Source organism: Streptomyces sp. NPDC026417, assembly GCF_055567695.1.
On record NZ_JBVHPY010000021.1, the window covers coordinates 21,943 to 47,294 of the forward strand.

Below are 25,352 nucleotides of genomic sequence, written 5' to 3' on the forward strand. Positions count from 1 at the left end.
CGACGGTAGCTGCATCGGGTTTACGAAGGCGCGAGGCGGCGATGGCATACGAGCGTGGCAGAGATGCTCGCGGAAGCGAGGAAGTGCTCATGCTTGCGCTGGTAGCAGCGGTGCAAGCCGTTAGCCAGGACAGGGTGCGTTCGACAAGCCGGCGGTACCGGCCCAGTCGGTGCGGGGATTCCACGCCTTTTGCCTGCGGTGTGGGGTGTGATGCCGCGCTCGCACTGCTCGTCGCGGGTGATCGTAGTCGTAGCTCGTGTAGCCGTGTCGCCGTGGCACTTGGTCGGCTCGCGGCGACGCGGTCCTCCCCGTGACCGGATGGGCGGAAGGCCACGGATCCGTGGTTCCAGGTCCTGGCAGTCGCGGAGATTGGCGCCCGAGATACCCCTCGATGACGGAAGGCCGTTCCGGTCGGTGATCAGGTGGATCTTCGATCCCAACTTGCCTCGGCCGGTGGGATTCGGTCCGGTCAGGTAGCCCCCTGCCGCCCCACGCTGACAGAGCCGATCGCGCAGCGCGACAAGTCCGCGTCCCGCGGCCAGGCGGCGCCGGCACTTCATGCCCGAGCCGAAGCCCAGCTCCTGCGGCAGGTGCTCCCTTCGGATGCCGGTGTGCAGCACGAACTGGATCCCGCACAAGGCCTGCCTGTCCGGGACCCGAGGTCTGTCCTCGACCAGCGTCGGCGCCGGCTCGGGCAGCAACGGCTCGATAGGCGACCACAGTTCATCCGACACGATCCAGGGCCGTGACTGACGTGTTCCCACGCTCGGACCACCGACCACCCAGGCAGAAGGTCACATGATCAACAGCTTCCATTAGACCGTCTAAAGAGGGCATCCGACCCGGCCGGTCGGCCGCATGGCCGGGTAACACTTCAGCGAGCAAAATGGACGTAAGAGCCCTGGCCGCCGCTAGTGGCGCCCTCGGCTGTCATCGATGCGCGGGAAAGGGCGCCGGGTGTCACCGAATCCACCGGGGGAACAGCAGGGCCCGGCACCTCTCTGGTCGGAGCCGGGAACGCTGCTGGAGCACGTGGCCGTCGCCGTGCTGGGGATGGATGACGAGGACCGGATCTGCTACTGGGGACCCGGAGCGCGGCGGCTTTTCGGATACAAGGCCACGGACGTCCTGAACAGGCCCGCCGCAAACCTCTTCCCCGCCGCCCCTGTGGACGGGACCAGCGCGGCACAGGTACTCGCGGAACGCGGCCGCAGCCTCGGCTACTGGCGGGTAAGGATGCCCGCCCTTCAGCAGGACGGCACGATCTTCGACTGCGGATTCCGGGTCTTCCCCGTCACGGACCACACAGGCCGCTCCGTCATCGTCGGCCTGGCCAGCAGGGGCGACGAACTCGATCGTGTGAAATCCAACCTCGCCTTCCTCGACGCACTCTTCGAGACGTGCCCGATCGGCCTCGTCATGCTCGACCAAGACCTCCGTTACGTACACCTCAACCAGGCTCTCGCCGACATGGACGGGATCCCGATCGAGGACCACATCGGGCGCCGCATGGAAGACTTCATGATCACCTCCGACGGGGGCGCGTATCAGCGCATGCTGCGCGCGGTCGCCGACGAGGGACGGCCCGTCGTGAGCGCGCTGGCCGTTCTTCGCACGCCGGGGCGTCCGGACCGGGACCAGGTGCGTTCGGTGAGCTTCTTCCCCTTGAGCCAGGCCGGCGATACGCGAGCTGGACTGGGCGGACTCCTCGTGGACGTCACCGACCGTGAGCAGGCCATCGTGGAGGCGGCGGCCGGACGGCAGCGGCTGGCCATGCTGGACCGGGCCACGGCCCGCATCGGCACCACGCTGGACGTGGACGTCACCGCCCGTGAGCTGGTCGAAGCGGCTGTTCCCGAATTCGCCGACGCCTCCGTCGTGGAGATCGTGGAGTGGATGGACGAGCCCGAGGTGTTCGACCCGGACAAGCCCCTGGTCACGCGCAGGATCGCATCCGGGACGAATCTGCCGCCCCCCGCTCCCGAACTCGTCGGCGGCGTAGAGCACGTGACGTACCCGCCGGGCTCCACGATCCACGAGATCGTGTCGACGGGCCTGCCCATATGCGTTCCCGTGGACGAAGAGTTCACGACACGGACCGTGATCCATCAGACCCGCAGCCAGTTGCTGATCGACAGCGGCCTGACCAACCTCCTCATCGCGCCCCTCATCGCCCGGGGCACGGTCCAGGGAATCACCATGTTCGGCCGCTCCGCCGCCCGCCCGCCCTTCACCGAGCAGGACCTCAGTTTGGCCGGCGAACTCGCCTCGCGCGCCGCCCTGTGCCTGGACAACGCCCGCCTCTACAGCCAGGTCCAGGAGATCGCGCTCACCTTCCAGCGTGCGCTGCTGCCCACCGCCCTGGCCACCAGCCCCTCTCTGCGCATCGCCCACCGCTACCTCCCCGGCAGCCACCTCACGGAAGTGGGGGGTGACTGGTACGACGTGATCGACCTGCCGGGCGGCCGGATCGCTCTCGTGGTCGGCGACGTCATGGGACACGGCGTGCCGGCGGCTGCGGCGATGGGCAGGCTCCGGATCACCACCAAGGCCCTGGCCCGCCAGAACCTGGAACCCGACGCCCTCCTCAAGGAGCTCGACGCCTGCACCCAGGAGGCGGGCATCGAGTTGGCCACCTGCCTCTACATCCACTACGACCCCGGGACGGGCCGAGCCCGCATCGCGAACGCCGGCCACCCCCCGCCTCTCGTGCGCGAGCCGAACGGCACGGTGAGGGTCATCGACGACGTGTTGGGCGTTCCTCTCGGTGTCGGCGGCTTCCGCTTCGACACACTCGAGATCGAACTCCGGGAGGGCGACACCCTGGCCCTCTACACCGACGGCCTCGTCGAGGCACGCGGCAAGGACATCGACGAGGGCATCGGGGCGCTTTGCACCGAACTTACCAGCGCCACGGGCACGTTGGAGGAGACGGCGGACGGCATCCTCGCGCAGCTGCGGTCGGCCGCCCCCACGGACGACACCGTGCTCGTGCTCGCCAAGGTCGGCCCACCGAGAGGACCGTAGGCAGGACCACGTGGGCTGGGGCGTCGCCTGTGCCCCCGTCGAGGCGTCGGCGAAGGCTTAGATCTGGTATTTGCCGGCGAAGCGCACCAAGGAGCACCGCAGCGCCGGGCCTGCTCTGTTCGGGGCATCACCGAGCGGCAAATTGCATATTCTGCCGCGCTCGACCTGCCCATGCCCTCGTGGAGTGGGTCACGATGCTCATCGTCGCCCTGAGAGGGACCGGCGCTGCAAGCTCCACCCGTCCAGCGCGCGATGGTGGCGCTGGTGCACCTGCGCGAGCACGTCTCCCTGGCGAAGATCGCTGCCGGGTTCAGGATCAGTGAGTCCACCCCCGCCTACACCAGCGCGGTCATCCACCTGCTCGCCGAACGAGCACCGGGTCTGCTGAAGGTCCTGCGCGAGGCCGACCCCGACTTCGTCCTGCCGGACGGCACCCCCGCCGAGTGCGATCGGGTCGGCGACTCAAGCGCGGACTACTCCCACAAGCACCGCCGGCACGGTGTGAACGGGCAGGTGGTCGCCGATCCAAGGCCGGCTGCTGTGGCTCTCGCCCGGGCTGCCGGGCCGGGCTCACGACCTGACCGCCGCCCGCACTCACCGGATCATTCGCATCTGCGAGCGCCAAGGCGTCCGTATCAATTCATTGTCCGACACCCTTTCCTCACAAGGCCGATCCCGCCACAATGGCGCCACAAACTGGCTGGTACGTCAGGAGACAGCGGCACGTACTGGGCGCGGGGAAGGCGGATAAACCTGATGCAGCACGACCCGGGCGACAGTGCCATGCCGACGGAGGGCGGCGGGCTGATCGACGACACGCCCGATGCTCAACTGACGGAGCTGCTGCGCGGCGACCCCCCTACCGCGTACACGGCCCTCAAAGCGCTCCGTGGACGCCACGGGGCCTCGGTCCTTGCCTACGCCCGGCTGTGCACCACGAGCGAGTCGCCAGCTGCCCAGCTTGCCGCTCAAGCCTTCACCCTCGCGGCTCGCGAGACGGCACACGGCATCGACCCGAAGGTCCCCTGGCGGCATCAACTCCTGCTGCTGGCCGGCCAGGTGGCCACCTCGTGGGTGCGGGACCAGCGGGCGGCAGGCCTCGACCCCGGTCTGCTCCTCGTTCTGAGCACCACCGGCCACGGCTCCCCCGTGCCGTCCCTGCTGCCCGCCTTCCACACTCTTCCGACCCGCGCCCAGGGCCTCATCTGGTACGCGGTCGTGGAGCGCGAGCCCACGGAACGCACAGCTGTCCTGCTCGGCCTGACCAGCGAGGAAGTCACGTACGGCACGGACCAGGCGCTTCAGTCCCTGAGCCGGGCTTGCCTGAAGCACCGGCTGGCCGAATCGGACGACCCGCGCTGCGGAGACTTCCGCCGCCTGATTGAGGAGTCGGTACGCCCGGACAACCCTCGCTCCAGCAGCGACCTGAACACCCACATGGCGCGTTGCGCCCACTGCTCGGCGGCCTACACGGAAGTGACCGCCCTGCGCGACGGTCCGCGGTCCGCACTGGCCGAGGGGTTGCTGCCGTGGGCGGGCACCCGGTACGTCGCCCATGATGTGGCAAGCCCGGAGACCCTCGCGCTCGAAGTCCCATACGGCCCGGGGGAATCGACGGTCTCCTGGCCCTCCCGTCGCTTCGTGCTGCGCTCGGCGGCTGTGCTCGGTGTGGCTGTGGTGCCCGTCCTGCTTCTGCTGCTGTTCTCGGGTGGCGCACCTTCCACGGACAAGGGCGCAGCACCGGATCCGCCGTCGGTTCCGCCCGCGGTCACGGTGTCCGTCACCGCGACACCCACGTCCCCGACGTCGCCCGCGGCAACCTCCGCCCGCCCCAGCCACAGTCCGGCGCCGTCGAGGTCGGCGGTCCCGAAACCGTCCCCAACCGTCACGTTCAGGCCGCCGGGTAGCACCTACGCGCAGGTGGTGAACATTGCCTCTGGCCTGTGTCTGGACATCCGGAACGGTGAACTGGCGAAGGGCACGGACGTCACGACGGCGCCCTGCACGGGTTCTCTCACTCAGCGCTGGCGCGTCGATGTCGACAGCACATCCCTTCGATCGGCAGCCGACGGGGAGCTGTGCCTGGACAGCCGCGGTTCGACCGACCGGGGCGTGGGCATCTGGCCGTGCTCCTCGCTCCACGGCGAGCACGGGGACAACCTGCGGTTCACCGTCGACGGGGACGGCGCCATCCGGCCGGCCGTGGCCCACGAGACCGCCGTCACCCCGGACGGCGACGACGGTATGTCGCTGGTGCCCTTTCGCGACGGTCCGAGTCAACGCTGGCGGGCAGGCGAAACGTGACAGTTGCGACCCGCTTCGTTCACCTCCATCCCACCGGCGCCGTGGTGGGCAGCGCAGTGGGTGATCACGAGACGGCGAGGTCGAGACAGGCCTTGCGCGTACGTCCTGATACGTCGGGCCTGTCGACTCCGCCCTGCCGGGTCCACTCTGCGCCGGCGGCCCGTCAGTCCTGGCCTGGACCACATGGAAAGTTCGACGCCGAGCAATGACGGAGCGTCACCCGGCACAGAACCCGAGCCAGAACCCGGAGCCGCGGTTCCAAGCCCCCTGCCGCGCTGACCAGCCGCGAACCGGCCTGGCCTGGACGTCGGCGCCTATGGGTGAACTGCTGGGCACGTCGGACACCCGGCCGGTACTAGGACTGGTCTGACGCACCGGACTGCATCTCGCCCCGGCAGCGGACTCGCCTGCGGCCATTCGTCCTTGGGCTGCGCGAAGCAGTCGCGGCGTGAGTGTTCCTCCGGCACCCGCGCACGGTCGTCCCGAACGTGCCAGAGCGCTTGGGTGGAAAAGGGTTGGCAGGCGCGCGCCAGATAGGAACGCGCCTGCGAATGCAGCTCCTCTCAGGACTTCGGCAGGACCAGTCCGCCCACCGCCGCCCACGCCAGTGCCTCGCCTCCTTGAGACCGTCGGCCGCCACGCCGACCGCGGTGAGGGTGCAGGGAGATTCCTCCCTTGCCACTCGAGCGCGCAGACGGTCTCCGAGCCGATCATCCGATGCACATCTCCGTATACCCAAAGAGGCAGTTGTCGTCGCAGTCCCGCACTGCCGACCGGATCGCGGGCAGCCTTTCCCTCTGGTCAGCAGGTCCCCTCGGCCGCCGCGGACCTGGACGCCCTGCTGTTGCGGCTGGTCCGCCACGCGAAGCGCGCCGCCTGACAGAAGCCGCACCGTTGACGCGCGTAGCACTTGGGCTCAGGCTGGGGTCGACGGCCGTCACGAGAGCGGCGGTCGCACCGACGACCCGGAGGTCTAGATGTTCAGACGGTTCGCACGCCTCCTCGCCGTGATTGTCATGTGCGCGTCAGGGACGGTGGTCGGTGTGGGCGCCACCGCGGGCACCGCACACGCCGACGAGTGCTACACCTGGAGCCGCACCCTTTCCCAGGGCGCCTCCGGCAGCGACGTCACCCAGTTGCAGATCCGGGTCGCGGGCTGGGTGACCTCCGGGGAGCGCCTCTCCTACGACGGCCAGTACGGCGCCCGCACGGCCGCCGCCGTGCGCACGTTCCAGTCCGCGTACGGTCTCGCCGCCGACGGGGTCGCGGGGCCGGCGACCTTCAGCAAGCTCTACGCGCTGCAGGACGCGGACTGCACGCCGATCCACTTCGCTTACGCCGAACTCAACCGCTGCAACTCCGACTGGTCGGGCGGTGCCGTCCCAGCCGCCACCGCCAAGGCGAACGCGCTGAAGACCATGTGGAAACTGGAGGCGATGCGTCACGCGCTCGGGGACGTCCCGCTCAACATCTCCAGCGGCTTCCGCTCCTACGCCTGCAACAGCGCCGTCGGTGGCTCGTCCACCAGCCGCCACCTGTACGGCGACGCCGCCGATCTGACCGGCTCCCCCACCCTCTGCCGCCTCGCCCAGCAGGCCCGCACGCACGGCTTCTCGGAGATCCTCGGTCCGGGCTACCCCGATCACAACGACCACACCCATGTCGCACTCGACCCTTCCCCGTACTGGTCCGCCCCCACCTGCGGCATCTGAGCCCCGTCGCCGGTGCCGGCGGACGCCGCGCCCGTGAACGAGGCTTCTCGGGACGACCGCGCGCCGCCGGCGGCCACACAACCGCCCGCGGTGCCCTGCTGATCACCTGCGCTCACCAACCGCGCTGCCCACGTCCGGCCGGACAGCACCACCACCGGCACGCTCGCCCGTCCCGTCGAACGCACCACCGCCCGCCCGGGTTCGGCGCACTCCAGCGGGTCTGGGAGGATGGCCGGCGGCGTCCGTAGCGGGTCCCCGTAGTGCACGGGCCCGGGTCCCAGGGCGCGGCGCGGGAACGGGCGGGCACGGGCAGCGGCCCGCGGGCGGGAGAGCGGAGCGGTGCGGCACATGCCGGAGTACCCGGAGTACCTCGCCGCGGTCGTGTTCGCTGCGGGTGGCGTCGTCAACGCCCTGCTGGCACCGCACCGGTTCTCCACCGCCGTCCTGTTCTGCCTGGCGGTGACCTCTGCCGGACTCGGCGTGGCCGCTCGCAGTGCGGCAGCGCACCCGGCCATCGCCACCGTCCTCGCCGTCGCCGCCCTGCTCCTGGCGCTCGCGCTGGGCCTGCTGCTGCTGGCCGACGGCGTCCTCCTGGTCCGGCGCTACGGACCGCAGGCGGCCCTCCTGGCAACGGGGGGCGCCGGCTGCGCGGTGCTGGCGGTGCTCGGCCTCGACGCGGTCTTCCACCCGGTCGGCGGCGAGGCGTTCGGCGCCCTCGTGGTCGCGGTCAACGCGGCCGCGGGATACCTCACTCTGCTCTTCCTCGTCTTCGCCGGCTACGTGTTCCTCCGGGGCCGCAGCACCCCCCTGCCGGGAACCACCCATGTCGTCATCCTGGGCGCCGGGCTCGACGGCGACCGGCCCGGCCCGCTGCTGACGCGCAGGCTGGAGCGCGCCCTCGCGATCGACACCGCCCGCGCACCGGACACGCCTCGTGTGGTGTTCGTCGTCTCAGGCGGCCAAGGCGATGACGAGGTCCGCTCCGAGGCGGACGCGATGGCCGACTATCTACGCGGACGCGGAGTGCCCGCCGACCGGATCGCGCGGGAAGACCGCTCCGTCAACACCGGGCAGAACCTCCGCTTCAGCGCGGCCCTCGTGGACGGCACCACTCCCGGCCACCGTGCCACGGTGGTCACCAGCGGCTTCCATGTCTACCGCACGACCCTGCTGGCCCGCCGCGTCGGCGTACCCCTGCATGTCGTGGGTGCGCCGACCTCGCCCGCCTACTGGCTGGCCGCGACACTGCGCGAATTCGCCGCCGTCCTCTGGCTGGACCGCCTCCCCCTGATCGGACTCAGTCTGCTGCTCGCCGTGCCCGTGGCGACGGCTGTCTTCCAGCACTGAAGCACCGGCCGCACACCTCGCAAGAGGTCCGCACAAAAGCGCAGGACGTGGGCGGCTCATGATCAGGCAGATGGCGAGGCCGAGAAATGCTTCGCGGATGTCGTTCACCGTCGACGGACTGCGGAGCCTTCCAGGCGTGGAGGCCTGTGGGCGGAATGGCGGAGGGGCCCGACGTCGCCGGGCCCCTCTTCATGCAGTGGGACTCAGCCCGGAGCTCTAGAAGCTTCGGACATCCATGCGCTGACCGTTCGGGTCAGCCGCGGACGATGTTCTCGGCCTGGGGGCCCTTCTGGCCCTGGGTGACGTCGAACGTGACGTGCTCGCCCTCGACCAGCTCGCGGTAGCCGTTGCCGGAGATGTTGGAGTAGTGGGCGAAGACGTCCGGGCCGCCGCCCTCCTGCTCGATGAAGCCGAAGCCCTTTTCGGAGTTGAACCACTTCACGGTGCCGCTGGCCATACTGCTGTCCTTCGAAATAGCGCCGGGGCTCCCCCGGCTGATCTGTGGCAGATGCTCCTCCGTCACCGGAGTGCACCCGACACCTGTTCTACCCCAGCCGCCCCGTAGATCAACCGTGCGCCACATCACATCCTGATGGTCGCCCGCGACCGAGGGATCGGCTTCACCTCGCTCCACGAGAACCCGGACGCCACGACCCCCGGCCGCCGGCTGGTCCTCCATGTGTTCGCCGCCCTCACGGAGTTCACCGCGAACTCATCGTCCAACCAGGGCCTGGCTGCCGCCCGGAACGCGCTGCCGACCCCGACCGTGCCATCGCCTCGATCACCGAGTTCCTCTGCGTCTCCCCGGGCACCCTCCACTACCACATGCCGTGGATTCGGTCCTCGACGAGGCGCCTGGCCACCGGTGTTGGCGGCCTGCGCGAGAGCGTCGTGGAGGGGAGCTGGTGACCGCGCAGTCCAGCGGCCTGCCGGAGATGAGCAGGCGCGACAAGCTGAGCGCGGAGCTGGGCACGTTGTCGATCGCGACGTCACGCACCATCTGCTGGACCACCACCACCGGCTCCTGCGCGAGCTCGGCGCGATCGACGCCGCCCACCTGAAGGGCCTGGATCCCGGCCAGCGCGTACTGGTTGCCGGCGTGCGAGCAGCCTCCGCCCGCCGCGACCATGGCCCGCAGGCCGCCCTCGACCTCCTCGGCCGCCCCTCCCCCGCAACGACACCCGCCCGGCCCACCACCCCGGTGCCGCAACGGACCCTCACAGACGGCACGGCCGGAGCGAAACTCCACCCCTACGCCGACCTCCAGCCCGCCGGCAGCCGCTCCGCCGACCTGCGGCAGCTCGGCCACCGAGTCAAGGAAGTGCCGGATGAACGCCGGCAGCAGCCGCAGCATCCTTCACCTGCGCTTCGAGCTACCGCCAGGCTCCGACGTCGAATTGCCCGAGCAGCTGCGCCGCCTGCTGGAGAACATCACCCCGGGGGTGCAGATGATCGAACCCGACAGCGCCGTCCCCGGCCCGACCGGCGCCCTCATTCCCTCTCCACGAATCCGGGTCGTCCCCGGCAGCCCGGGGACGACCCGGCCATGTCAAGAACGCCTGCGTCGGGCGAGCACGAGCAGGCCAGCCCCGACAATCAGGACGCCGGCAGCTATACCCAGCGGTACCACCGGGTCGGAGCCGCCGGTCTGTGCCAGCGGTTCGCTCCCGCCGTGGGCCGCGAGGTCGGAGCTGTCGCCACCAGTCGCGCCGGATGTCGCGGCGCCCTTGCCGCTGGTCGCACCCGCGCCGGCAGAGGACCCTGCGTCCGTGTCATCGGATGATTCGCCGGCAGCCGCGTTCGGGCTTTCCTGCGCTGCCGTGTCGCCGCCACCGGGAGCGGCTCCGAGGCTGTACGCGCCCCGGTCAGGTGCGCCCCCCTTGCGGGACTCCCCGGTGAAGTCGGTGATCACAGCCGGGAACGGGGTGGCAGAACCGATGGCGGGTGAGCTCTTGGTGAGCCGGAAGTCCGCGGCCAGGCCTTTGCCGGGGTCGGTGAACTTCGGGTCGGCGATGATGTCGTGCGGGCCCTTGGTCTCGGGTGCCTTGCCACCGAAGTAGAGGTTGTAGTCGTACGTGACGTTCACATTGCGGGACTTGCTGTTGGTTGCCTGGCCGGGGCGGCCGTAGGCGATGTTGTTGAGGAGCCGTACGTCGGTGCTGTCGTTGGCGAAGATGTTGGCATATGGCTTTTTCATACGGGTGCTTCGGCCATTGAGGTAGGCCGTGTTGTGGACGATGTCGACGTGCTGGCTCTTGTAGGCGTGGATACCTGAACCGCCGTTGTCGTAGCTGACGTTGTTGGCGACCAGTACGCGCCCGCTATAGGCGGGCCTCGCACGCTTCGGGTCGCCCTTCGTGGTGTCGACGATGATGCCGTTGCCGTCGGAGTAGCAGCGGCAGCCTTCCCACTTGACCTTGGTCTCGTTGTCGTGGACGCGGTTGCCGGTGATACGGATCTTGTATGTCCGGGGTGCGCTGCCGCCGATGTCGCGGGGGGTGAGGATGGAGATGCCGCTGGTGCCGTAGACGGTGAACCAGGCGTTGGAGTGGACGTGGTTGCGGCTGATGGTGACGTGGTCGGCCTCGATCGCGGAGATTCCGCCGCCCGCGCAGCCGTGTACCAGGTTTCCTGTGATGTTGACGTGGTGGGGGAAGGTGCCGGCCTCCCGGTTCTTCTCCACTGTTATGCAGTTGGTGTTGTACGTGGGGTCGGTCTTGCTGGAGGAGCGTTCGGCGTCGGCCAGGGACAGGGCGGCGTTGTTGCCTTTGACTTCCAGGTTCTTGATGACGATGTGGGACGCGCCGTAGACGCTGATGCCGTTCCAGGCCGTCTTGGGGTTCAGGACTGGCCGGTGGCCGGGATACGCCATGAAGGTGATGGGGGCTCCCGGACGCCCCGAGCGCTTGATGGTCAGCACGTTGGAGCCCTTGCGGGGCTCGGTGTACGTGCCGTTCATGACGGCGACGACGTCGCCGGGGCCGGCCAAGTCCGCGGCCCTCTGCGGCGTGCGCAACGGCGATCCGGCCGACGTGCCGGGGTTGGAATCGCTGCCGCTGGAACTCACGAAGTAGGTGGGGACAGGGGGCTTGGCGGACCGGGACGTGCGTGAGGCGACCGTGACCACGCGGGACGGGGCGGGGCCGCGCGGGTCGGCGCTCCGTTGGGAGGTGGGGGCGGGTGTCGCCGCCCTTGACGGACCCACCTGGGAGGCGGTACTCCGCGCGCCGGCGGAGTGCTCCGCCCCCGTCGGGACCAGGACGAGGCCCGTGACGACGAGCGCGGCCATCCCGGCGGCGACAGTCGCACCCGTCGCCTTGGCGGAGAGCCCGCCGACCATTCCGTGGTCACCGCGTGGGCGGTCGGTCGCGCGAGAACCTTGCCGGCGGCGCGCGGGCCGGTATGTGGTGTGCCGGACGGCTGCGGCCTGGTGGGACTGGCCAGCAGCGCCGGTGACACCGGCATCGACCGGGGCGTCCGCGCCGCCGTACGACCCGCCGACGGCGTCCGCCGGACTCCCCGCCTCGCCGAGCCCCGGCTGCACAGCCGGACCGGTCCACCTCGTCACTTCGGCTGCAACATCTCCCACTCGGCCCGGTACGAGCAGCGGCAGGCCCGCGAGCAGTCGCTCGGGCGGAACCAGCCGGCCGGTGGGATGACCACACGCCTCGCACGAGCGCAGGTGCCGGGCGATCCGCTTGCGCAACAGAGGGCTGGGCACCGGGTCGCCGGGGCCGACGAGCTCGGTCAGCTCAGCGCAGCGCGGAATACGAGACAGCGCTCGCACGACCGTCCGCGCCACGTCCAGCTGGGTCTTCATCCGCTGCACCTGGACCGCCAGATGGGTCGCCGGAAGCTTCAGAGCCGCTGCGATGTCCTTTCGGGACAGGCGTCCGCACGCCTCCAGCCACCACAGCGACAGCAGATCACGGTACGACGGGTCCAGCCACGCAGTGGCCGCGGCGACCTGCCGCTGCTCCGCGGAGAGCGATTGCCGCAGCAGGAAGAAGGTCGCGAAGTCGGGTTCCGGCGAGTGCCGTTCGTCGGCGTGCTCCAGTGTTGCCAGCCGGCCGGACCGCGCGCGGCGCCGGGCGTCGGTGAGCTGGCGGATCGCGATGGCCACCAGCCACGAGCGGAACTTCGCCGCGTCCCGCAGGTCCGGCAGCGCGCGGATCACCGCGACCATGGTGTCCTGCACGATGTCGTCGACGTCGAGGTCGGCCTCCGCCGCCCGCCCGACCACGTTGTAGACCAGCGGCAGGGCGCCTGCGGTGAGCCGTTCGATGGCCCCGGTGTCACCGTCTCGGGCTGCCTCTACCGTGCGGAGGTCCGGAAACGCATCGGTCCTGTCGGACCTGTCATGTCCCATGCGATACATCCTCGTACAAGAGCAGACATGGCTGCTCTGGTGAGCGGTTATCGCAACAGGAGACGAGAGGACGGCTAGGGAATAACACTTTCCCGTCCCGCGCCCCACCCGCCTTCCTCCTCGGCGCATAACGGCCCCTCAGCTCAGCCGCCGACGTCGGCTCGAGCAGGACGACGACGCTGGGACCAGCAGCCGTCCTCATCCGATCTGTTGCAGTCACAAGGGGCGGCCGCTCGTCCGGCGGGGGCGCGGCCTTCTGTTCCTCCCCCGCCAGGTCGGCGCCGTCGCGAGGCGCGTCGCCTCGGGCGGTGCTCCGGCACATGCGCGAGGGGTGGACTCTGCTGTTTCGGCGCAGCCTGCTCCTGCTTTTGTGTGACCGTCCTCAACCTGGTGCTGGTTGTCATGCTTGCGGCATTCCAACGGCTGCTGTTGCCGCCGTGGCGGTCTGGAAGAACACCATGCGCTGCGCGCTTCTCTGCACGACCTCTGCTGAAACAGGCCGCCGAGCAGCGCCTTCGTGAAGAACTTGCTCGACCGGGACACACCATGAAGGGAATCATGGGCGAGTGACGCCGACCGAAGCAGCAGCACTCGCTCTACAGGACCATGCCGTCCTCTGGAGCATGGGGGAAATCCGCGCGAGCGAGGTCGTCACTTCCGCCTGTGATGCGCTCGTCGCCGGACTCGACACCCCCGGCCTACGGATTCTCGCCGCCCGCACACGCGCCGAGGCGGACTACGACATCCACGACTTGCTTCCGCCGGCACTCGCCGAACTCGGCCTCACCCTCTTTCCACACGGCAGCAAGGCCGGCCAGGAAGCCGCCGCCCGAGCCCTCGCACGCCGCATGCTCGCCGGCGAGCTCGCCCCTTGGGAGTTCACTTTCCGGATTCATCACCGCTACGGACACGAACTGCCCCTGACCAAGCGACTCGCAGAGCTCGACGACGAATACGGCATCCTCGATCATGAGGACAAAACCGTCGTGGCCCAGGTCACTGCAGAGGTCATCGCCGAAGCCCGTCGTCTCACAACCCACCCCACACCTCCCACCGGCACACCCCGCCGATGATCACGTAACCCCGCTCCGTCGAGGATCTTGTGGTTAGGCTGGCGCTGACCCCGCGGCGGGGCAGGCGGCCCGGATCTCCTTGAGCCCCAAGGCATCGCCGGCGGTCAGGCGGTCCGGACCGGTCATGATCCGGGGGATGCCGTGACAGCCCTCGTTCCACCGTTGGTGCAGGTAGAACTTGTACGCGTCGAGGATGGACTGCCGATTGACCGCCTTGACCAGCAGCTCGTCGATGCTGGTGGCCCGGGGCGAATCGGGGGACGGTGGAGCGGTCAAGCCGGAGTTCCCGACCGATCGCCGTCAGGGACTGCCCTCGGCCAGCCGTTGCTGCACCGCCGCGTAGCGGTCCTCAAGCCCCGCCGCCCTCCCCCTCATGAGCCCTCGCCCAGGCGGGCAGCCTCACTGCCGCTCACCCCCGGGAACTGCGGCCGACCCCCCCGGTCGCAGGACTCACGAACGGGACCGTTGCTCCAGGCCGGCCCGGCGCGGACGGCTACGCAAGAAGCTCGATGGCCTCACAGCCGACAACGATCACACGAATCCCTACTCGGTGACGAAAGGTGCGTATCCGACCGGGACCTCGCTCACCTGAAGGTCCGAGAAGAGCAAGGTCACGTTGTGCGCGCTGGTCTCCATGCGCACCTCGTGAAAATCGATCCCGAGGGCCTTCGACCAACGGCGGGCCGCCTCCGACTCAGGAAGGAGTCTGGCTCCCGGGTACAGGGCGTGCCACTTCACACCCCAGACGTATCCGTCGAGGTCGACACCGGTTTCGTGGTCGATGAGCCGCTCGTCCAAAGAGACCCGCCAGGTGTCCGCCGGCACTGAGGTCTCACACCGGGCCTCAACGCAGTAACGGAAGAGGTACCGCAGATGGTTGGGCGCGATGCCGGTTCGCGCGTCAGCCGTCGCGTAGACGATGACCTCGTAATCGCGCATGTAATCGGTGTATCCGTGGTGCACAACGGCGTGATCGAAGGTCTCGTCCAGCATCCGCTCAAGTACGGCGATATCCATGCCGCCCTTTTACCTCACTGGGCAAGACCTTCGACAACGAGATTCAAGCGTGCTGGGCGCCTCTGCCCTCAGAAATCGCCCGGAGGAGTCCTAGAAGGTCAGGTTCCAGGCGTCGATCTTGCCTGTGTCGGAGGCGGCGTTGTCGTTGACGCGCAGCTTCCAGGTGCCGTTCGCGACCTCAGAGGAGGCGTTCACGGTGTATGTCTGGGCGATGTTGTCGGCGCTGCCGCCGGCGTGGTTGTGCAGCGTGTAGACAGTGCCGTCCGGCGCCACCAGGTCGACCTTCAGGTCACCGATGTAGGTGTGCTTGATGTCCACACCCACCTTGAGGGTGGCTGGGGCGTTGCCGGTCACGCCGGTTACGGCGATGGGGCTCTCCACGGTCGCGTTGTCGCTGATGGTGAAGTCCGCGAGGCTCTCGAAGTACTTACCGGGCGGCGGGGTGGTCCCGACGGCCTTGAGGGCGTCGACTTGTCCTTCGCCGAAGAACGAATTGTTGGCCGTCGTGCCCGTGCAGCGGCTGTCCGAGGGGCAGGCGATGTCGTTGGCCTGGGCGGCCAGCTTGGCGCGGATCTGCGCCGGGGTGATGCCCGGGTTGGCGCTGGCGATGAGTGCCGCCACGCCGACCACATGCGGGGTGGCCATCGAGGTGCCGCTCTTGCTGCCGTAACTGCCGCCGGGGACGGTGGAGTACACGCTGCTGCCCGGCGCCGCGATGTCGATGACGCCCTGCCCGTAGTTGGAGAACGAGGCCTTGGTGACACCCGTGCCGTTGGCCGCGACCGTGACCACGCCCGGCAGCTCGGTCGGGATGTCGAGGCAGGCGTTGGTGATGGTGCGGGTGACCGGCGTCGAGTCGTTCGGGCTCGCGGAGTCGGTCGTCTTGTGGGCGAGGTCGTAGTTCTCGTTGCCCGCGGCGGCGATCTGGAGGGAGCCCTTGCCCTCGGCGTACTCCTGGGCGCGCTTGACGCCCTCGATGATGGCGGCCTGGTCGATGTTGTCCGGGCAGTTGAACTGCCACGGGTCCGTGTAGTAGCTGTTGTTGGTGACCTTGAAGCCGTGGTCACCGGCCCAGACGAAGCCGCAGATGGTGTTCTCGGCGAAGAAGAAGGAGTTGCCCGGCTCAGCGACCCGGACCGCGGAGATCTTCACGCCGGGGGCCACGCCGACGACGCCCTTGCCGTTCTTGGCCGCGGCGATGGTGCCCGCTACGTGGGTGCCGTGCGTGTCGACGTCACGCCAGGCGCCGACACGAGTGTCGGGCTTGCCGTAGGCGCAGGAGACCGAGTCGGCCGCGTTGAAGTTGGGCGCCAGGTCCTGGTGCTGGTCATCCACACCGGTGTCCAGGACGCCGACCGTGACGGACGCAGAGCCCGGGTTCACGGCCCAGGCCTGGTCGGCCTTGATCTGGCTCATGTCGGCCCGGACCGGTTCGCCGGCCGGGGTCGAGGCCTGGGCCGGACTGGCCGGGATCGCCGGGTTGTAGGCGGCGGCCGGGACGTCCGAGGTGCGCGTGGCGCCGACCTGCTGCACACCGGCGACGCCACGCATGGTGGCGGCGAATCCGCTGGACGCCGAGTGGGCGACGATCACACCGATGGCATCGAAGTTCGAGAAGACGGTGCCGCCATTGGCCGCGATCGCGGAACGGACCGCCGAACTGTCACCGGGGGCGGTGATCACGAGGTAGGCACGCGTGCCGGCCACCCAGGTCGCACTCTGGGAAGCCGGTACGGCGGCCGGAGCGTGGGCGCTGGCGGTCGGCGCGGTGGAGGGGCCGACGGGGAGCGTGCCCGCAAGGGCGCTCGGGGCGCCGAACGCGAGGGCGGCGCCGAGCGTGGCTGCCAGGATCAGCGTGCGTCTAGGCCGACTGGATATGTGGGGTATCAATGCGTCCTCCGGAGACGGCCCGGCCCTACTGAGGGCACCGGCGAGGCCGTACGAAACGAGTGGTGGATGCAAGATGTCAGGCGCGTGCTCCCGTACGGAAGTACCTTTCCGTGCAGAGGCGTTCTAGGGGAATGGCTGAAAAAAGACGTACTCCGGGCATCGGAGAGCCGGGGTCCACCGGGAGCTCGTTGCATTTACTCACTGACGCCGTTCCGGTCACATCTGGACCTGCAGCGGATGGAGGGCGTCGCCGTCGGCGGAACGGGTTTCGCTCGGGCAACTGCTGGTGGGTCTGCCTCTCTTCTCCCGGGCGGGGGCCACCGCTCATGCGCAGGGGCGGAGAAGGTACAACTGTAGGTACGAAAAATGGGGCCTGACGGCCGATCAGTACCAGCAGGGGGCGAAGTGGTTTCATTCCGGACGGTGTACGTGCCGCAGTGCGGTACGTGCACGGCAGCCGTCACCGACGACCAGGGCCGGGAGCGGACCGCGGCCGGCACGCTGCTGCCGGCCGAGCTGCGCAGGCAGCTGGCCGCCGACGGCTGGCAAGTCAAGGAGGGCGATGCGCAACGGGGCGCGAGTGACCCACTGCTGGGCGACCGCCTGCAATGTCCGGCCTGCACTGCAGACCTCGCCGCTCGCCAGGCAACCGCCGAGCACCGCCACACCACGGCCCTGGCCCTCCCCCGCGTCACCACGCTCGACCTCACAGCGCGGCTCGGTCCCGGCTGGCGCTTGACCCAGCGCGCCAATGATGTCGAGGCCGCCCGCTGGCTGGTCGAGCATCAGGGCACCGTGCACGGCATGGTCAACCGCTACCGACGCCGCGACGGTTCCCTGTCGAGTGGCTGGGAGGCGCACCTGAACGCCGGCACGGGATGGCGGCGTTTGGATGCCGTCAGCGCTGCCCAGCACCGGCCGAACTCCAGCTTCCTGTGGTCCGGACGCGACCTCGCCGCCTGGGGCATCGCGCACCGCCCCCGCCACGACGCCCCCCGCCCGGCCTGGGCCACCCGCACCCACCAGACCACCGTATGACCGCCAAGTGCGTGCCTCTTGACCGCCCGTTTCGGCGGGAACGTGCTCCCCATGTGGTGAGAGGGCTGATGACGGCCTTCAGGCGTCAGCAAAGCCCTGCTGGAGTACTAAGCTCTACGCCGGTCGGGCCCAAGCGCAGGCCCCTCAGGGGGCGGGAACAGGATGTCCGTAGAACGTCATACAGCTGGGATGCTGCGGCAGATCGCCCGTCAGCAGGACATCGTGGAGATCGCCCCTCAGGGCTTCCACGCTGAAGGCGGCGGCCCTGGCTCACGTAGCGGAGCAGTACGGCTACAGGTACGGCACGGCGTACAGGACCGGGTTCAAGAACTCGCTCGTCCAGGTCCGGATGTACGGGCCCCGCAGCCGGACGCACGCGTCCGCGAGGCGGCCACCATCACCAGCCCATCCGCGGGCGGGCAACGGCGGGCCAGTGCCGGGGGCGGCCCGCTGGTTTCGCGTGACGAACGAGCCCTCGTCGAAGGCCGGGCCGACTGAGCCCCCTGTGTGATCAGCATGGTCGAGATCGGGTCAACCACCTGACCACGGACTCCAAGACGGCAACGAAGGAACGCAGCCAACTTGGGATGACCTGACTGTTGCCGCCATAATGCGTCACGGTCGCCTCGATCGTGTGCAGGCCTCCTCCAGCCACGGCCGGCCGGGCTCCCCCGGCACGCGGGGCCAGGCGCCAGCGCGACCAGGTGCTGCTGTCTTCGGTCGCAGGAGTACAGCAGCTTGGAGGCCGGCGACAGGACTCGTTCAACGTGAGCTGTGGCAACAGACGGGTCCACTTCGGTACGGCCGCGGCAGGACTCGCCCCAGGGAGCGCGGGAAATGTCGCGCCTGCAGTTCGCGGCAGCGAAGGTGCGTCCTGGCGCCGAGACCGCGCGGCCGTACTCGTCGCTTTCAGCCGTTAGACGTCTTCTGCTCCTCGTCAGGGTGCGGTGGCTCCGGGGCGTTCTCATCGTCGACCACTTCGCTCGGCTTCGAGGGGCCGGTGGTCTGTGCGACGGGCGGCGTCGGGCTGGTGATCGTCTGCGCCTGGTCGGAACCCGGACGTGTGCTGGGCTGGGAGTGGCGCGCGTGGGGCGTCCCGGCCTTCTCTTCTTCATCGGAAGCGGTCATGGGTCAGGGGTTCCCAAACTCTTGACCTCGTAACGCAGCCACCACCTCACTCCCTCTGGGGCTGTCGCTCGCGGAGGAGTTCTCACTCTCTTGGAGTCCTTCGCCCGCGGAGGCCTGGCGTGCCGGCCTGTCGGTACGGCGTGGCACACTCCTGCCTTGATCGCTGGGGCGCACGACTCCCATGGCCTGGGAGGGGAAGTCTGTGCGCAGAACGACGTGGGCTGCCGTGGTGACAGCGGTGATCGCGCTCGGAGCCGGGGGCTGCGGTGGTGGCGACGCCGTCACTGCGGTTTCCCCGTCGCCACGGCCCAGTGGCACCCGGCCGCTCACGAATGAAGCCGTGCGCACGGACCTCGACGATTCGGCCGCGGACGCGGGCGTGCCGGCGAACGAACCCGACTACGCCGATGCGCGCCGGAACGCTCGGGCGGGCTCGCCGCGAGCATGCGGCGTCGCTTACAAAGGCATCGGTTCCAGCACCGCCCCGCCGACGTCGCCCGCTTCACGGCCATGGTGGCCGAGCTGCGTGAGCGTGACTGGCCGCAGGCTGGGAAACGCTCGGAGCGCAGAGGTGGGGACGACGGCCGGATCTACGAAGCCCGGACCGTCCTCACGCAGCGCGGCTGGACCGTGATTGCCGAGTACCGGCTCCTGAGGGAGGACGGCGTCATCACTGTGCTTGCCTTCGAGGACGCGTGCATGAAGAAGAACGACGCCCACGTGGATCCGGCCGGCTGACCGGCCATCCCGGTCGCCCCCTGATGCCCCGGGGAGTGGACGCTGCGTCCCCGGCGTGTGGTGATGCCGCTCGTGTGCGCGACGGTCGCCGGTCTGCACGGTGACCTCAGGGGCGGGAAGAGGCAACCACGAGGGCTGACATCTCTCGGTCGATCACCCAAGAATGACTCCGCCTTCGTCTACCGACGCCCCCGGCTGCGGCCATCTCACCCGGGTGCGAGCGCTGTGGTGTGTGGCAGACGGCGGCCTGGTCACCGGCAGCCTCGTCCGGACGAGGCTCTGGCCATGAGCCGTGCGCCGCCAAACGTCTTCTACTGGTGTCCCCGACGTCGGCGCCAGAAATCACGCGCGCTTTCCGACTGTGCCCACATCGCGAAAACCGCCAAGGGGACGATCGCGATCACCGCAAGAACAAAAACCCATTCGTTCACCGTGTGGCCCTCCTGACCGCCGGCCCTGCCACGTACCCACAGTTGACTCGCTGCAAGCATGCCCACCCGGACCCCTGTGGCGGCGTTCCACAGCCTCACGACGGGGGCTGGGTCTCGGGTCCTGGATCGTGCGCCGTGCCGGGAGAGCCTGCCAACTCGAGCGCGCGTGCCACTGTCAGTGGCCCCGCCTACTGTGGAGGCAGCACAAGACCCGCGAAGACGACAGGAGTTCACCTTGACAACCCTGCCCGATCGGCCGAAAACCGCGCTGCTCGTCATCGACGTCCAGAACGGGGTGGTGGCGGAGGCCCACAACCGTGACGGCGTGATCGCGAACATCAGCGCCCTGGTGGGCAAAGCCCGTGCCGAGGATGTGCCCGTGATCTGGGTGCAGCATTCCGGCGAGGGTCTGGAACGGGACAGCGAACCCTGGCAGTACGTACCGGAGCTGGTTCGTAGGGACACGGAGCCTCTTGTCCACAAGACCTACGGCGACTCGTTCGAGGACACCACGCTGGAGTCGCTGCTCGCCGAGCACGGGGTGGGCCGGCTCGTCGTGACGGGTGCCCAGAGCGACGCGTGCATCCGCTCCACCCTCCACGGGGCCTTCGTCCGCGGGTACGACGTGACGCTGGTCGGCGACGCCCACACGACGGAAGACCTCAGCCGTTACGGCGCGCCGCCTCCGGGCCAGGTCATCGCGCACACCAACCTCTACTGGCAGTTCCAGACCGCACCCGGACGCCGCGCAGGGACCGTTGACACAGCAGAGGTGACGTGGACGGCGGACGCGGGCTGAGCCGTCCCGGCCGCCGGAACCGCACCGACTAGCGGTGCGGTTCCGGCGGCCTGGCCGGCACGGGCTCCCCACGGACGGGACTTCGACGGCGGACGGCAAGGACGTGCTCGGCCTACGGAGTCCTCACGAGCTCCAGACCCACAGCGAACTGGTGCGGTCGTTGGCCTTCCAGGACACGTCGCTCCCAGAGCAGCGGCCGCAGTAGCTCGCGAAGAGGCACTGTCGCGGATGCGGGAGTGCGCGCCCTTCGGGATCGACTGCATCGGTCCGAAGCGGTTGTCCCCGCCCTATCAAAGGGGGATGCAGGGCTGGGAGAAGGCGAGAAACGCGATGAATCGCGGTTAATGCAACATCGGGCGGCTCGCCAGAATCGCCGTTCTCGCTGATCACCCCACCAACTCCCTTGCCATGTCGGCGTCACAGCGGAGCCGCTGACCTATGACGAGGTCCAGGCCCTGTTCGAAGCACGATGCCCGGCCGGCCCAGATCAACGGACACGGGCGAAAGGGGACACTGACCGCGCTGCGCGACGCCGCGGTGCTGAAGACGATCTACGCCTACGGAACCCGGCGCACCGAGTCCTCCATGGTCGACCTGGTGGGTTTACGACGGCATGGGAAGAGCCCGTAGTTCGGACAGTTCGGCTCGCTGGCGGTGCGGTACGGGAAGTCTGGGAGCGCCAACGAAGCGGCGGACCATAGAAGACCACTACGAGGAACTACGCCGGTGCCTGAACGACCCCAGGCTTCCGTCGGACGTTCGCATCGCCGCAGCCCTCGTCCGCCTCTACGCCCTCCCTCTGACCCGCATTGTCGAACTCACTCCCCAACCACCTCCACCACGACGCGGATCACACCTAACTGTCGATCATCCGCCACCCCGTCGTCCTGCCACCGAAGCTCGCCCGCCTCATCGACGACCACCTAGAAGACGGATCCCGGCACGGCAACGAAGCCACCAGGTACCTGCTGCCGAGCCGAGCCCCCGGGCGCCCCCGCAACCCTGCGGGACCGTCCGACAAACTCAAGCGCTACGACCTGCCCGCCCGCGCAGCCCGGAACACGGCCATGATGCAAGTGCTCGCCGACCTGCCACCCGTCGTGCTCTCCGACTTGATCGGCATCAAGCGGAGAACAGCGGAACGCTTCGCAGCCTTGGGCGGCGAGAACTGGTCCCACGACCTGGCGGGTCGCCATCCTGCCCGCGCTTGAGACCGGAGGCGATCATCGCCGCCGCGGACCTCACCATTGAGAGGCAGCGCTGAAGACGCCCCGTGAGGTGATGCTTCCGCTCGGAGTTCGAGACACCGGCCGCTTGATCCTCAGTGCTCGCAGGACTCCCTTATCAACTGGCTGTGCAGCGGGCTGGCGCCGTCCAGTCGACCCGCGATGCCCTCGGCGAAGTACTCCCGCACGGAGGTGATGGTGGTGGGACAGAGCTTGCGGCAGCACTCGTTCCCATCCCATACCCAGATGCGGCCGTCGGGCGTGCGGAAGTCGACAAGGGTCCACATCGTGCAGCCGCGGTCCATGATCGGAACGATGCCGTGCGGGACGGTCTCATCGTCCGGGTCTTGGGTGGGAGTGGTGAAACCGCGGTAGAGCTCGAGGATGTCCTCACCGTCGCAGAAGTAGTGGTCAGGAAGCGGGCTCAACGAGGCGCACTCCCAGCCGTCGATGCCGAAGCCGCCGTTGGAGACTTCGGCATAGAGCCTGCGGAGGAAACGGGGCATCGGGTGACCGACCTCCGCCTCGACGGCGGAGGTCACGGTGAGGGTGGCGACCGGTGCCAGGTTGTCGTCGGGTGTCTGCTTCCTGACTGCCGCGATCAGTTCGTCCTCGGTCATGTCGTCTCCCTCGGTTCATCAACGCATGGAACAGCATGAGGCATGGGCACGACAGGAGGGAGCACGCCCCCGAGCCCGTCTACCGCTCTGCAGAGGCGGACCTCAACCAGGACCGGGGTGCAACCGTCGAGGCCTGCCGGCCTTTCGGCCACCGCAAGGTCCAAGAGGCCTCGACCTCCTCCAGCCGAGCGTCGTTGTCGAAGTGAGCGCCGACATCTCCTTGGACACTCGTGGCCGCTGGCGTCATCCCGCGCGACGTGAACGAGCCCGCACCGGCCTCGCCGTCTCCGACGTCCAACTGTTCCCGCCTACGCCGACTGACTACAGAGTCCTCAGCCTGAGCGTGCTCTTTTCACGGTCCTCCTGAGAGCGGGGCTTAGGGCCTGCTGACCTGGGCAGTAGGCTCTTCGGTGTCGCCGTGTGCGACAGGGGGAGGCGACATGACCAGGTTGCAGGACTGGAGCGAGGACGCGGCATGCCGCACCGGCGACTCCGAGGCGCTGTTCGCCGACGGCGCGGGCCAGACCCGGGCCAAAGCGATCTGCGCAGGCTGTTCCGTCCGTGCCGAGTGTCTCGCCGATGCCCTCGACAACCGCATCGAGTGGGGTGTGTGGGGCGGCATGACCGAGCGCGAGCGCCGGGCGCTGCTCCGCCGCCGACCTCACGTCACCTCGTGGAGAAAGGTGTTGCTCGACGGGATGGCAGCTCATTCCGGGTCCGGCAGCGCGTAGTAATGGGGTTCTGTGCCATCGCCCAGGGCCGCTCGTCGTCCCACTCGGTCCGGCGTTCAGCGGAGTGAGGATCTCCAACGAGAGCACCTCCGTGTGTTTCCACCGGGGCCACAGGCCGTGGAGTGTTTGGGCCGTGTTCAACGGCCAAGGGAGCCGTCGCGGTCCACCGCGGCAGCCGTCTACGCTCTCGGCATGCAGCGCAGCGATGCCACGAGGGACGATGGCACATGGATGGGCCTGTCCCTGGACGTACAGGGCCCCCACCAGCCGGGGTTGTGCGTGTTCAGCGCCGGGACGCAACTCTTGGTCTCCCAGCTGTCGCGGCCTGTATTGCTCGCCGTTGTCGATGAGCAGCTCCAGGGCGTGGACTTCTGGCGCACTGACGAGTACCGCTCCTTCGTCCCGCCGTTGCGCGCCGATGTGGGGCGCGCCCTGGCGGGCAGCCCGGAACGGTGGGCTCACCGCTTTGCGCAGTACCTCATCGACTCACCGGACAGTCCATTGCATGAGGGACGGTGGCTACTGTCATGCGACAGTCCGCTCCTGCGCTGGCGCCACGCCGACACCGCGCATGCCGAGTACTGGAACTCGATGCTCGTCGACGGTTGTCCAGACGGCTACATCGACTGGTTCTTCCATTCCGGTTCGTGGGAGGTCCTTCCGCTGCGGCCCATGCCCGATGCCGACGACAGCCGGGTCAAGGCGTACCGCAAGCAGGCCCGTGAAGGAACGCTCCCACCCGTCCTGTTGTGGTGGGTCAGTGGCCTGGACTGCCATCTGATCCTGGACGGTCACGCACGGCTCGCCGCGGCGATCGCCGAATCCGTCGAGCCTCCGCTGCTGCAGTTGCACCGCACGGTGCCGCGCGATGACCTGGCCCGGGGTGTCGATCAGGCCGTGAGCTTCTACGAGGACGAACTGAAACGCTTCGCCGAACTCCGCGCCTACCACGGCTCCACCGTCCCGGACGGCGCCGGCATCGTCGGCCCACAGCTCGTCCGCCTTCTTCACGACCTGAACACCGCGGAACAGCCGACCTGGGCCTGGCCCCTGCCCGGCGGAGAAGACCAGTGGCGTCACGTCGCACGCGAAGTGACAGCCAACCAGGACTGGCCCCACATCTGACTGGTGTCGGCCCACCACCGGCCCCAGATCATTGCGCCCGGAACATCGGGCCGGCGCCAGGACTTCGCGGACGCGTTCGCCCATGACGGCCGGGGCGGGCCCTCCGAAGCATTGCCGCTCCGCCGGCCCGATCGGCTGCAGCGTCATGGGTTTTCTCGATCCTCCGCCGCGTGGCCGATGAGTTTATGGCTCCCGGCCAGTCCAAACTCGTGACACCCGAGGATACGAGGAAAGGACACGTCCGTCGCCACGCTCGTCCGCGAGGACGCCGTCGAGACGGTCCGCGCCATGAAGTCCAATGGCTCGGGACTCCTCAGCACGATCGGCAGCCTCAGCCTGTGCCGGTCCCTGCTGCGAGCCGGACTCGTCGACCGCTTCCGGGTCGTGATGTTCCCCGTGATCACCGGCGCCACGGGCGAAGAACGCATCTACGACGGCTATCCGGACGTCGCCCTCGAAATGATCGAGCACCGCACCTTCGACGACCGCATCCGGCTGGTCGAATACAAGCCCCGCCTGCTCGAGCACCCACCGCTCGGCACTCCTGCGTGACCTCACCCCGTCCGTCCAGAGCCCAAGACGGCGCCAGGGCATGGAGCAGAAACGTCCCAGGGCAACCTGCCTCTATTGGAGCCCTGTTGGCCACGCGGCTGGCAAGCCTCCACTCCACGCCACGCCCCGCTACAACTGCGTTGCCAGCGAGGCGCCATCCGGTGCAGGGATCCAGATCCGGTCTCAATCCTCACCAATCGGCCGCCGAGATTTTACGATCGCAAG

At 68.9% G+C, this 25,352-nt stretch carries 18 protein-coding genes and 4 pseudogenes; 14 read left to right on the forward strand and 8 right to left on the reverse strand.

Going from position 1 to position 25,352, the window contains the following annotated elements; translation table 11 throughout:
- Positions 1–20 precede the first annotated feature (20 nt).
- Positions 21–737, reverse strand: a pseudogene (locus ACZ4NT_RS28955) (transposase).
- Positions 738–957: 220 nt separating this feature from the next.
- On the opposite strand from ACZ4NT_RS28955, the gene ACZ4NT_RS28960 reads away from it, so the two are divergent.
- From ACZ4NT_RS28960 to ACZ4NT_RS28980, 5 genes and pseudogenes are all read left to right on the forward strand, one after another.
- On the forward strand, positions 958–3,027 hold the full coding sequence (locus tag ACZ4NT_RS28960) for a SpoIIE family protein phosphatase (protein ID WP_467728255.1): 2,070 nt from the start codon (positions 958–960) through the stop codon (positions 3,025–3,027).
- A gap of 141 nt (positions 3,028–3,168) precedes the next feature.
- Positions 3,169–3,730: pseudogene (locus tag ACZ4NT_RS28965) on the forward strand (transposase); the annotation flags it as partial.
- 53 nt (positions 3,731–3,783) lie between these two features.
- On the forward strand, positions 3,784–5,331 hold the full coding sequence (locus ACZ4NT_RS28970; protein WP_467728256.1) for an RICIN domain-containing protein: 1,548 nt from the start codon (positions 3,784–3,786) through the stop codon (positions 5,329–5,331).
- A gap of 977 nt (positions 5,332–6,308) precedes the next feature.
- Complete coding sequence (locus ACZ4NT_RS28975) at positions 6,309–7,043, forward strand: D-Ala-D-Ala carboxypeptidase family metallohydrolase (RefSeq protein ID WP_467728257.1); 735 nt, start codon at positions 6,309–6,311, stop codon at positions 7,041–7,043.
- A 348-nt stretch (positions 7,044–7,391) separates the two neighbouring features.
- Positions 7,392–8,390, forward strand: coding sequence for a YdcF family protein (locus tag ACZ4NT_RS28980; protein ID WP_467728258.1), 999 nt, complete (start codon positions 7,392–7,394; stop codon positions 8,388–8,390).
- 253 nt (positions 8,391–8,643) lie between these two features.
- On the opposite strand, the gene ACZ4NT_RS28985 is transcribed toward ACZ4NT_RS28980, so the two are convergent.
- Positions 8,644–8,847, reverse strand: a complete 204-nt coding sequence (locus ACZ4NT_RS28985; protein ID WP_081220973.1) for a cold-shock protein — start codon at positions 8,845–8,847, stop codon at positions 8,644–8,646.
- 436 nt (positions 8,848–9,283) lie between these two features.
- On the opposite strand from ACZ4NT_RS28985, the pseudogene ACZ4NT_RS28990 reads away from it, so the two are divergent.
- Positions 9,284–9,702: pseudogene (locus tag ACZ4NT_RS28990) on the forward strand (DNA polymerase III subunit alpha); the annotation flags it as partial.
- A gap of 237 nt (positions 9,703–9,939) precedes the next feature.
- Here the strand turns inward: ACZ4NT_RS28990 and ACZ4NT_RS28995 are convergent.
- Positions 9,940–12,759: a sigma-70 family RNA polymerase sigma factor gene (locus ACZ4NT_RS28995; RefSeq protein ID WP_467728259.1), complete on the reverse strand. Its 2,820-nt coding sequence runs from the start codon at positions 12,757–12,759 to the stop codon at positions 9,940–9,942.
- A gap of 566 nt (positions 12,760–13,325) precedes the next feature.
- On the opposite strand from ACZ4NT_RS28995, the gene ACZ4NT_RS29000 reads away from it, so the two are divergent.
- Positions 13,326–13,832 (forward strand): hypothetical protein, encoded by a 507-nt coding sequence (locus ACZ4NT_RS29000; RefSeq protein ID WP_467728260.1) that lies wholly within the window; start codon positions 13,326–13,328, stop codon positions 13,830–13,832.
- Positions 13,833–13,865: 33 nt separating this feature from the next.
- On the opposite strand, the gene ACZ4NT_RS29005 is transcribed toward ACZ4NT_RS29000, so the two are convergent.
- The 3 genes from ACZ4NT_RS29005 to ACZ4NT_RS29015 all read right to left on the reverse strand — a co-directional run bounded on the left by ACZ4NT_RS29005 (position 13,866) and on the right by ACZ4NT_RS29015 (position 16,700).
- Entirely contained in the window at positions 13,866–14,108 is a 243-nt protein-coding gene (locus ACZ4NT_RS29005) for a hypothetical protein (protein WP_467728261.1), read from the reverse strand.
- Positions 14,109–14,375: 267 nt separating this feature from the next.
- Positions 14,376–14,849 (reverse strand): YxiG-like protein, encoded by a 474-nt coding sequence (locus tag ACZ4NT_RS29010; RefSeq protein WP_467728262.1) that lies wholly within the window; start codon positions 14,847–14,849, stop codon positions 14,376–14,378.
- Between the two features lie 90 nt (positions 14,850–14,939).
- The gene (locus ACZ4NT_RS29015; protein WP_467728348.1) at positions 14,940–16,700 is read right to left on the reverse strand and encodes a S8 family peptidase; all 1,761 of its coding nucleotides are present in this window, start codon (positions 16,698–16,700) and stop codon (positions 14,940–14,942) included.
- 444 nt (positions 16,701–17,144) lie between these two features.
- Between ACZ4NT_RS29015 and ACZ4NT_RS29020 the strand changes: the two genes are divergently transcribed.
- Positions 17,145–17,777, forward strand: a complete 633-nt coding sequence (locus tag ACZ4NT_RS29020; RefSeq protein ID WP_467728263.1) for a hypothetical protein — start codon at positions 17,145–17,147, stop codon at positions 17,775–17,777.
- A gap of 909 nt (positions 17,778–18,686) precedes the next feature.
- Here ACZ4NT_RS29020 and ACZ4NT_RS29025 read toward each other — a convergent pair.
- On the reverse strand, positions 18,687–18,905 hold the full coding sequence (locus ACZ4NT_RS29025; RefSeq protein ID WP_147464410.1) for a hypothetical protein: 219 nt from the start codon (positions 18,903–18,905) through the stop codon (positions 18,687–18,689).
- A 510-nt stretch (positions 18,906–19,415) separates the two neighbouring features.
- On the opposite strand from ACZ4NT_RS29025, the gene ACZ4NT_RS29030 reads away from it, so the two are divergent.
- The 3 genes from ACZ4NT_RS29030 (at position 19,416) to ACZ4NT_RS29040 (ending at position 21,503) form a co-directional block, all read left to right on the forward strand.
- Positions 19,416–19,643: a hypothetical protein gene (locus ACZ4NT_RS29030; RefSeq protein WP_467728264.1), complete on the forward strand. Its 228-nt coding sequence runs from the start codon at positions 19,416–19,418 to the stop codon at positions 19,641–19,643.
- 666 nt (positions 19,644–20,309) lie between these two features.
- Complete coding sequence (locus tag ACZ4NT_RS29035; RefSeq protein WP_121407721.1) at positions 20,310–20,873, forward strand: cysteine hydrolase family protein; 564 nt, start codon at positions 20,310–20,312, stop codon at positions 20,871–20,873.
- Between the two features lie 438 nt (positions 20,874–21,311).
- A complete protein-coding gene (locus tag ACZ4NT_RS29040; protein ID WP_467728265.1) occupies positions 21,312–21,503 on the forward strand; it encodes a hypothetical protein in 192 nt (63 codons plus the stop codon).
- 691 nt (positions 21,504–22,194) lie between these two features.
- On the opposite strand, the gene ACZ4NT_RS29045 is transcribed toward ACZ4NT_RS29040, so the two are convergent.
- Entirely contained in the window at positions 22,195–22,719 is a 525-nt protein-coding gene (locus ACZ4NT_RS29045) for an SMI1/KNR4 family protein (protein ID WP_467728266.1), read from the reverse strand.
- Between the two features lie 440 nt (positions 22,720–23,159).
- On the opposite strand from ACZ4NT_RS29045, the gene ACZ4NT_RS29050 reads away from it, so the two are divergent.
- From ACZ4NT_RS29050 to ACZ4NT_RS29060, 3 genes and pseudogenes are all read left to right on the forward strand, one after another.
- A complete protein-coding gene (locus tag ACZ4NT_RS29050; RefSeq protein ID WP_121407723.1) occupies positions 23,160–23,450 on the forward strand; it encodes a WhiB family transcriptional regulator in 291 nt (96 codons plus the stop codon).
- A 192-nt stretch (positions 23,451–23,642) separates the two neighbouring features.
- On the forward strand, positions 23,643–24,575 hold the full coding sequence (locus tag ACZ4NT_RS29055; protein WP_121407724.1) for a hypothetical protein: 933 nt from the start codon (positions 23,643–23,645) through the stop codon (positions 24,573–24,575).
- Between the two features lie 246 nt (positions 24,576–24,821).
- A pseudogene (locus ACZ4NT_RS29060) lies at positions 24,822–25,127 on the forward strand (dihydrofolate reductase family protein); the annotation flags it as partial.
- Positions 25,128–25,352 lie beyond the last annotated feature (225 nt).

Excerpts from the sequence above, each read along its gene's own strand:
- ACZ4NT_RS28970 (WP_467728256.1), top strand. The coding sequence starts at position 3,784 with ATGCAGCACGACCCGGGCGACAGTGCCATGCCGACGGAGGGCGGCGGG.
- ACZ4NT_RS28995 (WP_467728259.1), bottom strand. The coding sequence starts at position 12,759 with ATGGGACATGACAGGTCCGACAGGACCGATGCGTTTCCGGACCTCCGC.
- ACZ4NT_RS29055 (WP_121407724.1), top strand. The coding sequence starts at position 23,643 with ATGCAGCGCAGCGATGCCACGAGGGACGATGGCACATGGATGGGCCTG.
- ACZ4NT_RS29045 (WP_467728266.1), bottom strand. The coding sequence starts at position 22,719 with ATGACCGAGGACGAACTGATCGCGGCAGTCAGGAAGCAGACACCCGAC.
- ACZ4NT_RS29030 (WP_467728264.1), top strand. The coding sequence starts at position 19,416 with ATGGTGGCCGAGCTGCGTGAGCGTGACTGGCCGCAGGCTGGGAAACGC.
- ACZ4NT_RS29025 (WP_147464410.1), bottom strand. The coding sequence starts at position 18,905 with ATGACCGCTTCCGATGAAGAAGAGAAGGCCGGGACGCCCCACGCGCGC.
- ACZ4NT_RS28985 (WP_081220973.1), bottom strand. The coding sequence starts at position 8,847 with ATGGCCAGCGGCACCGTGAAGTGGTTCAACTCCGAAAAGGGCTTCGGC.
- ACZ4NT_RS28975 (WP_467728257.1), top strand. The coding sequence starts at position 6,309 with ATGTTCAGACGGTTCGCACGCCTCCTCGCCGTGATTGTCATGTGCGCG.
- ACZ4NT_RS29050 (WP_121407723.1), top strand. The coding sequence starts at position 23,160 with ATGACCAGGTTGCAGGACTGGAGCGAGGACGCGGCATGCCGCACCGGC.
- ACZ4NT_RS28980 (WP_467728258.1), top strand. The coding sequence starts at position 7,392 with ATGCCGGAGTACCCGGAGTACCTCGCCGCGGTCGTGTTCGCTGCGGGT.
- ACZ4NT_RS29040 (WP_467728265.1), top strand. The coding sequence starts at position 21,312 with ATGACGAGGTCCAGGCCCTGTTCGAAGCACGATGCCCGGCCGGCCCAG.
- ACZ4NT_RS29010 (WP_467728262.1), bottom strand. The coding sequence starts at position 14,849 with ATGGATATCGCCGTACTTGAGCGGATGCTGGACGAGACCTTCGATCAC.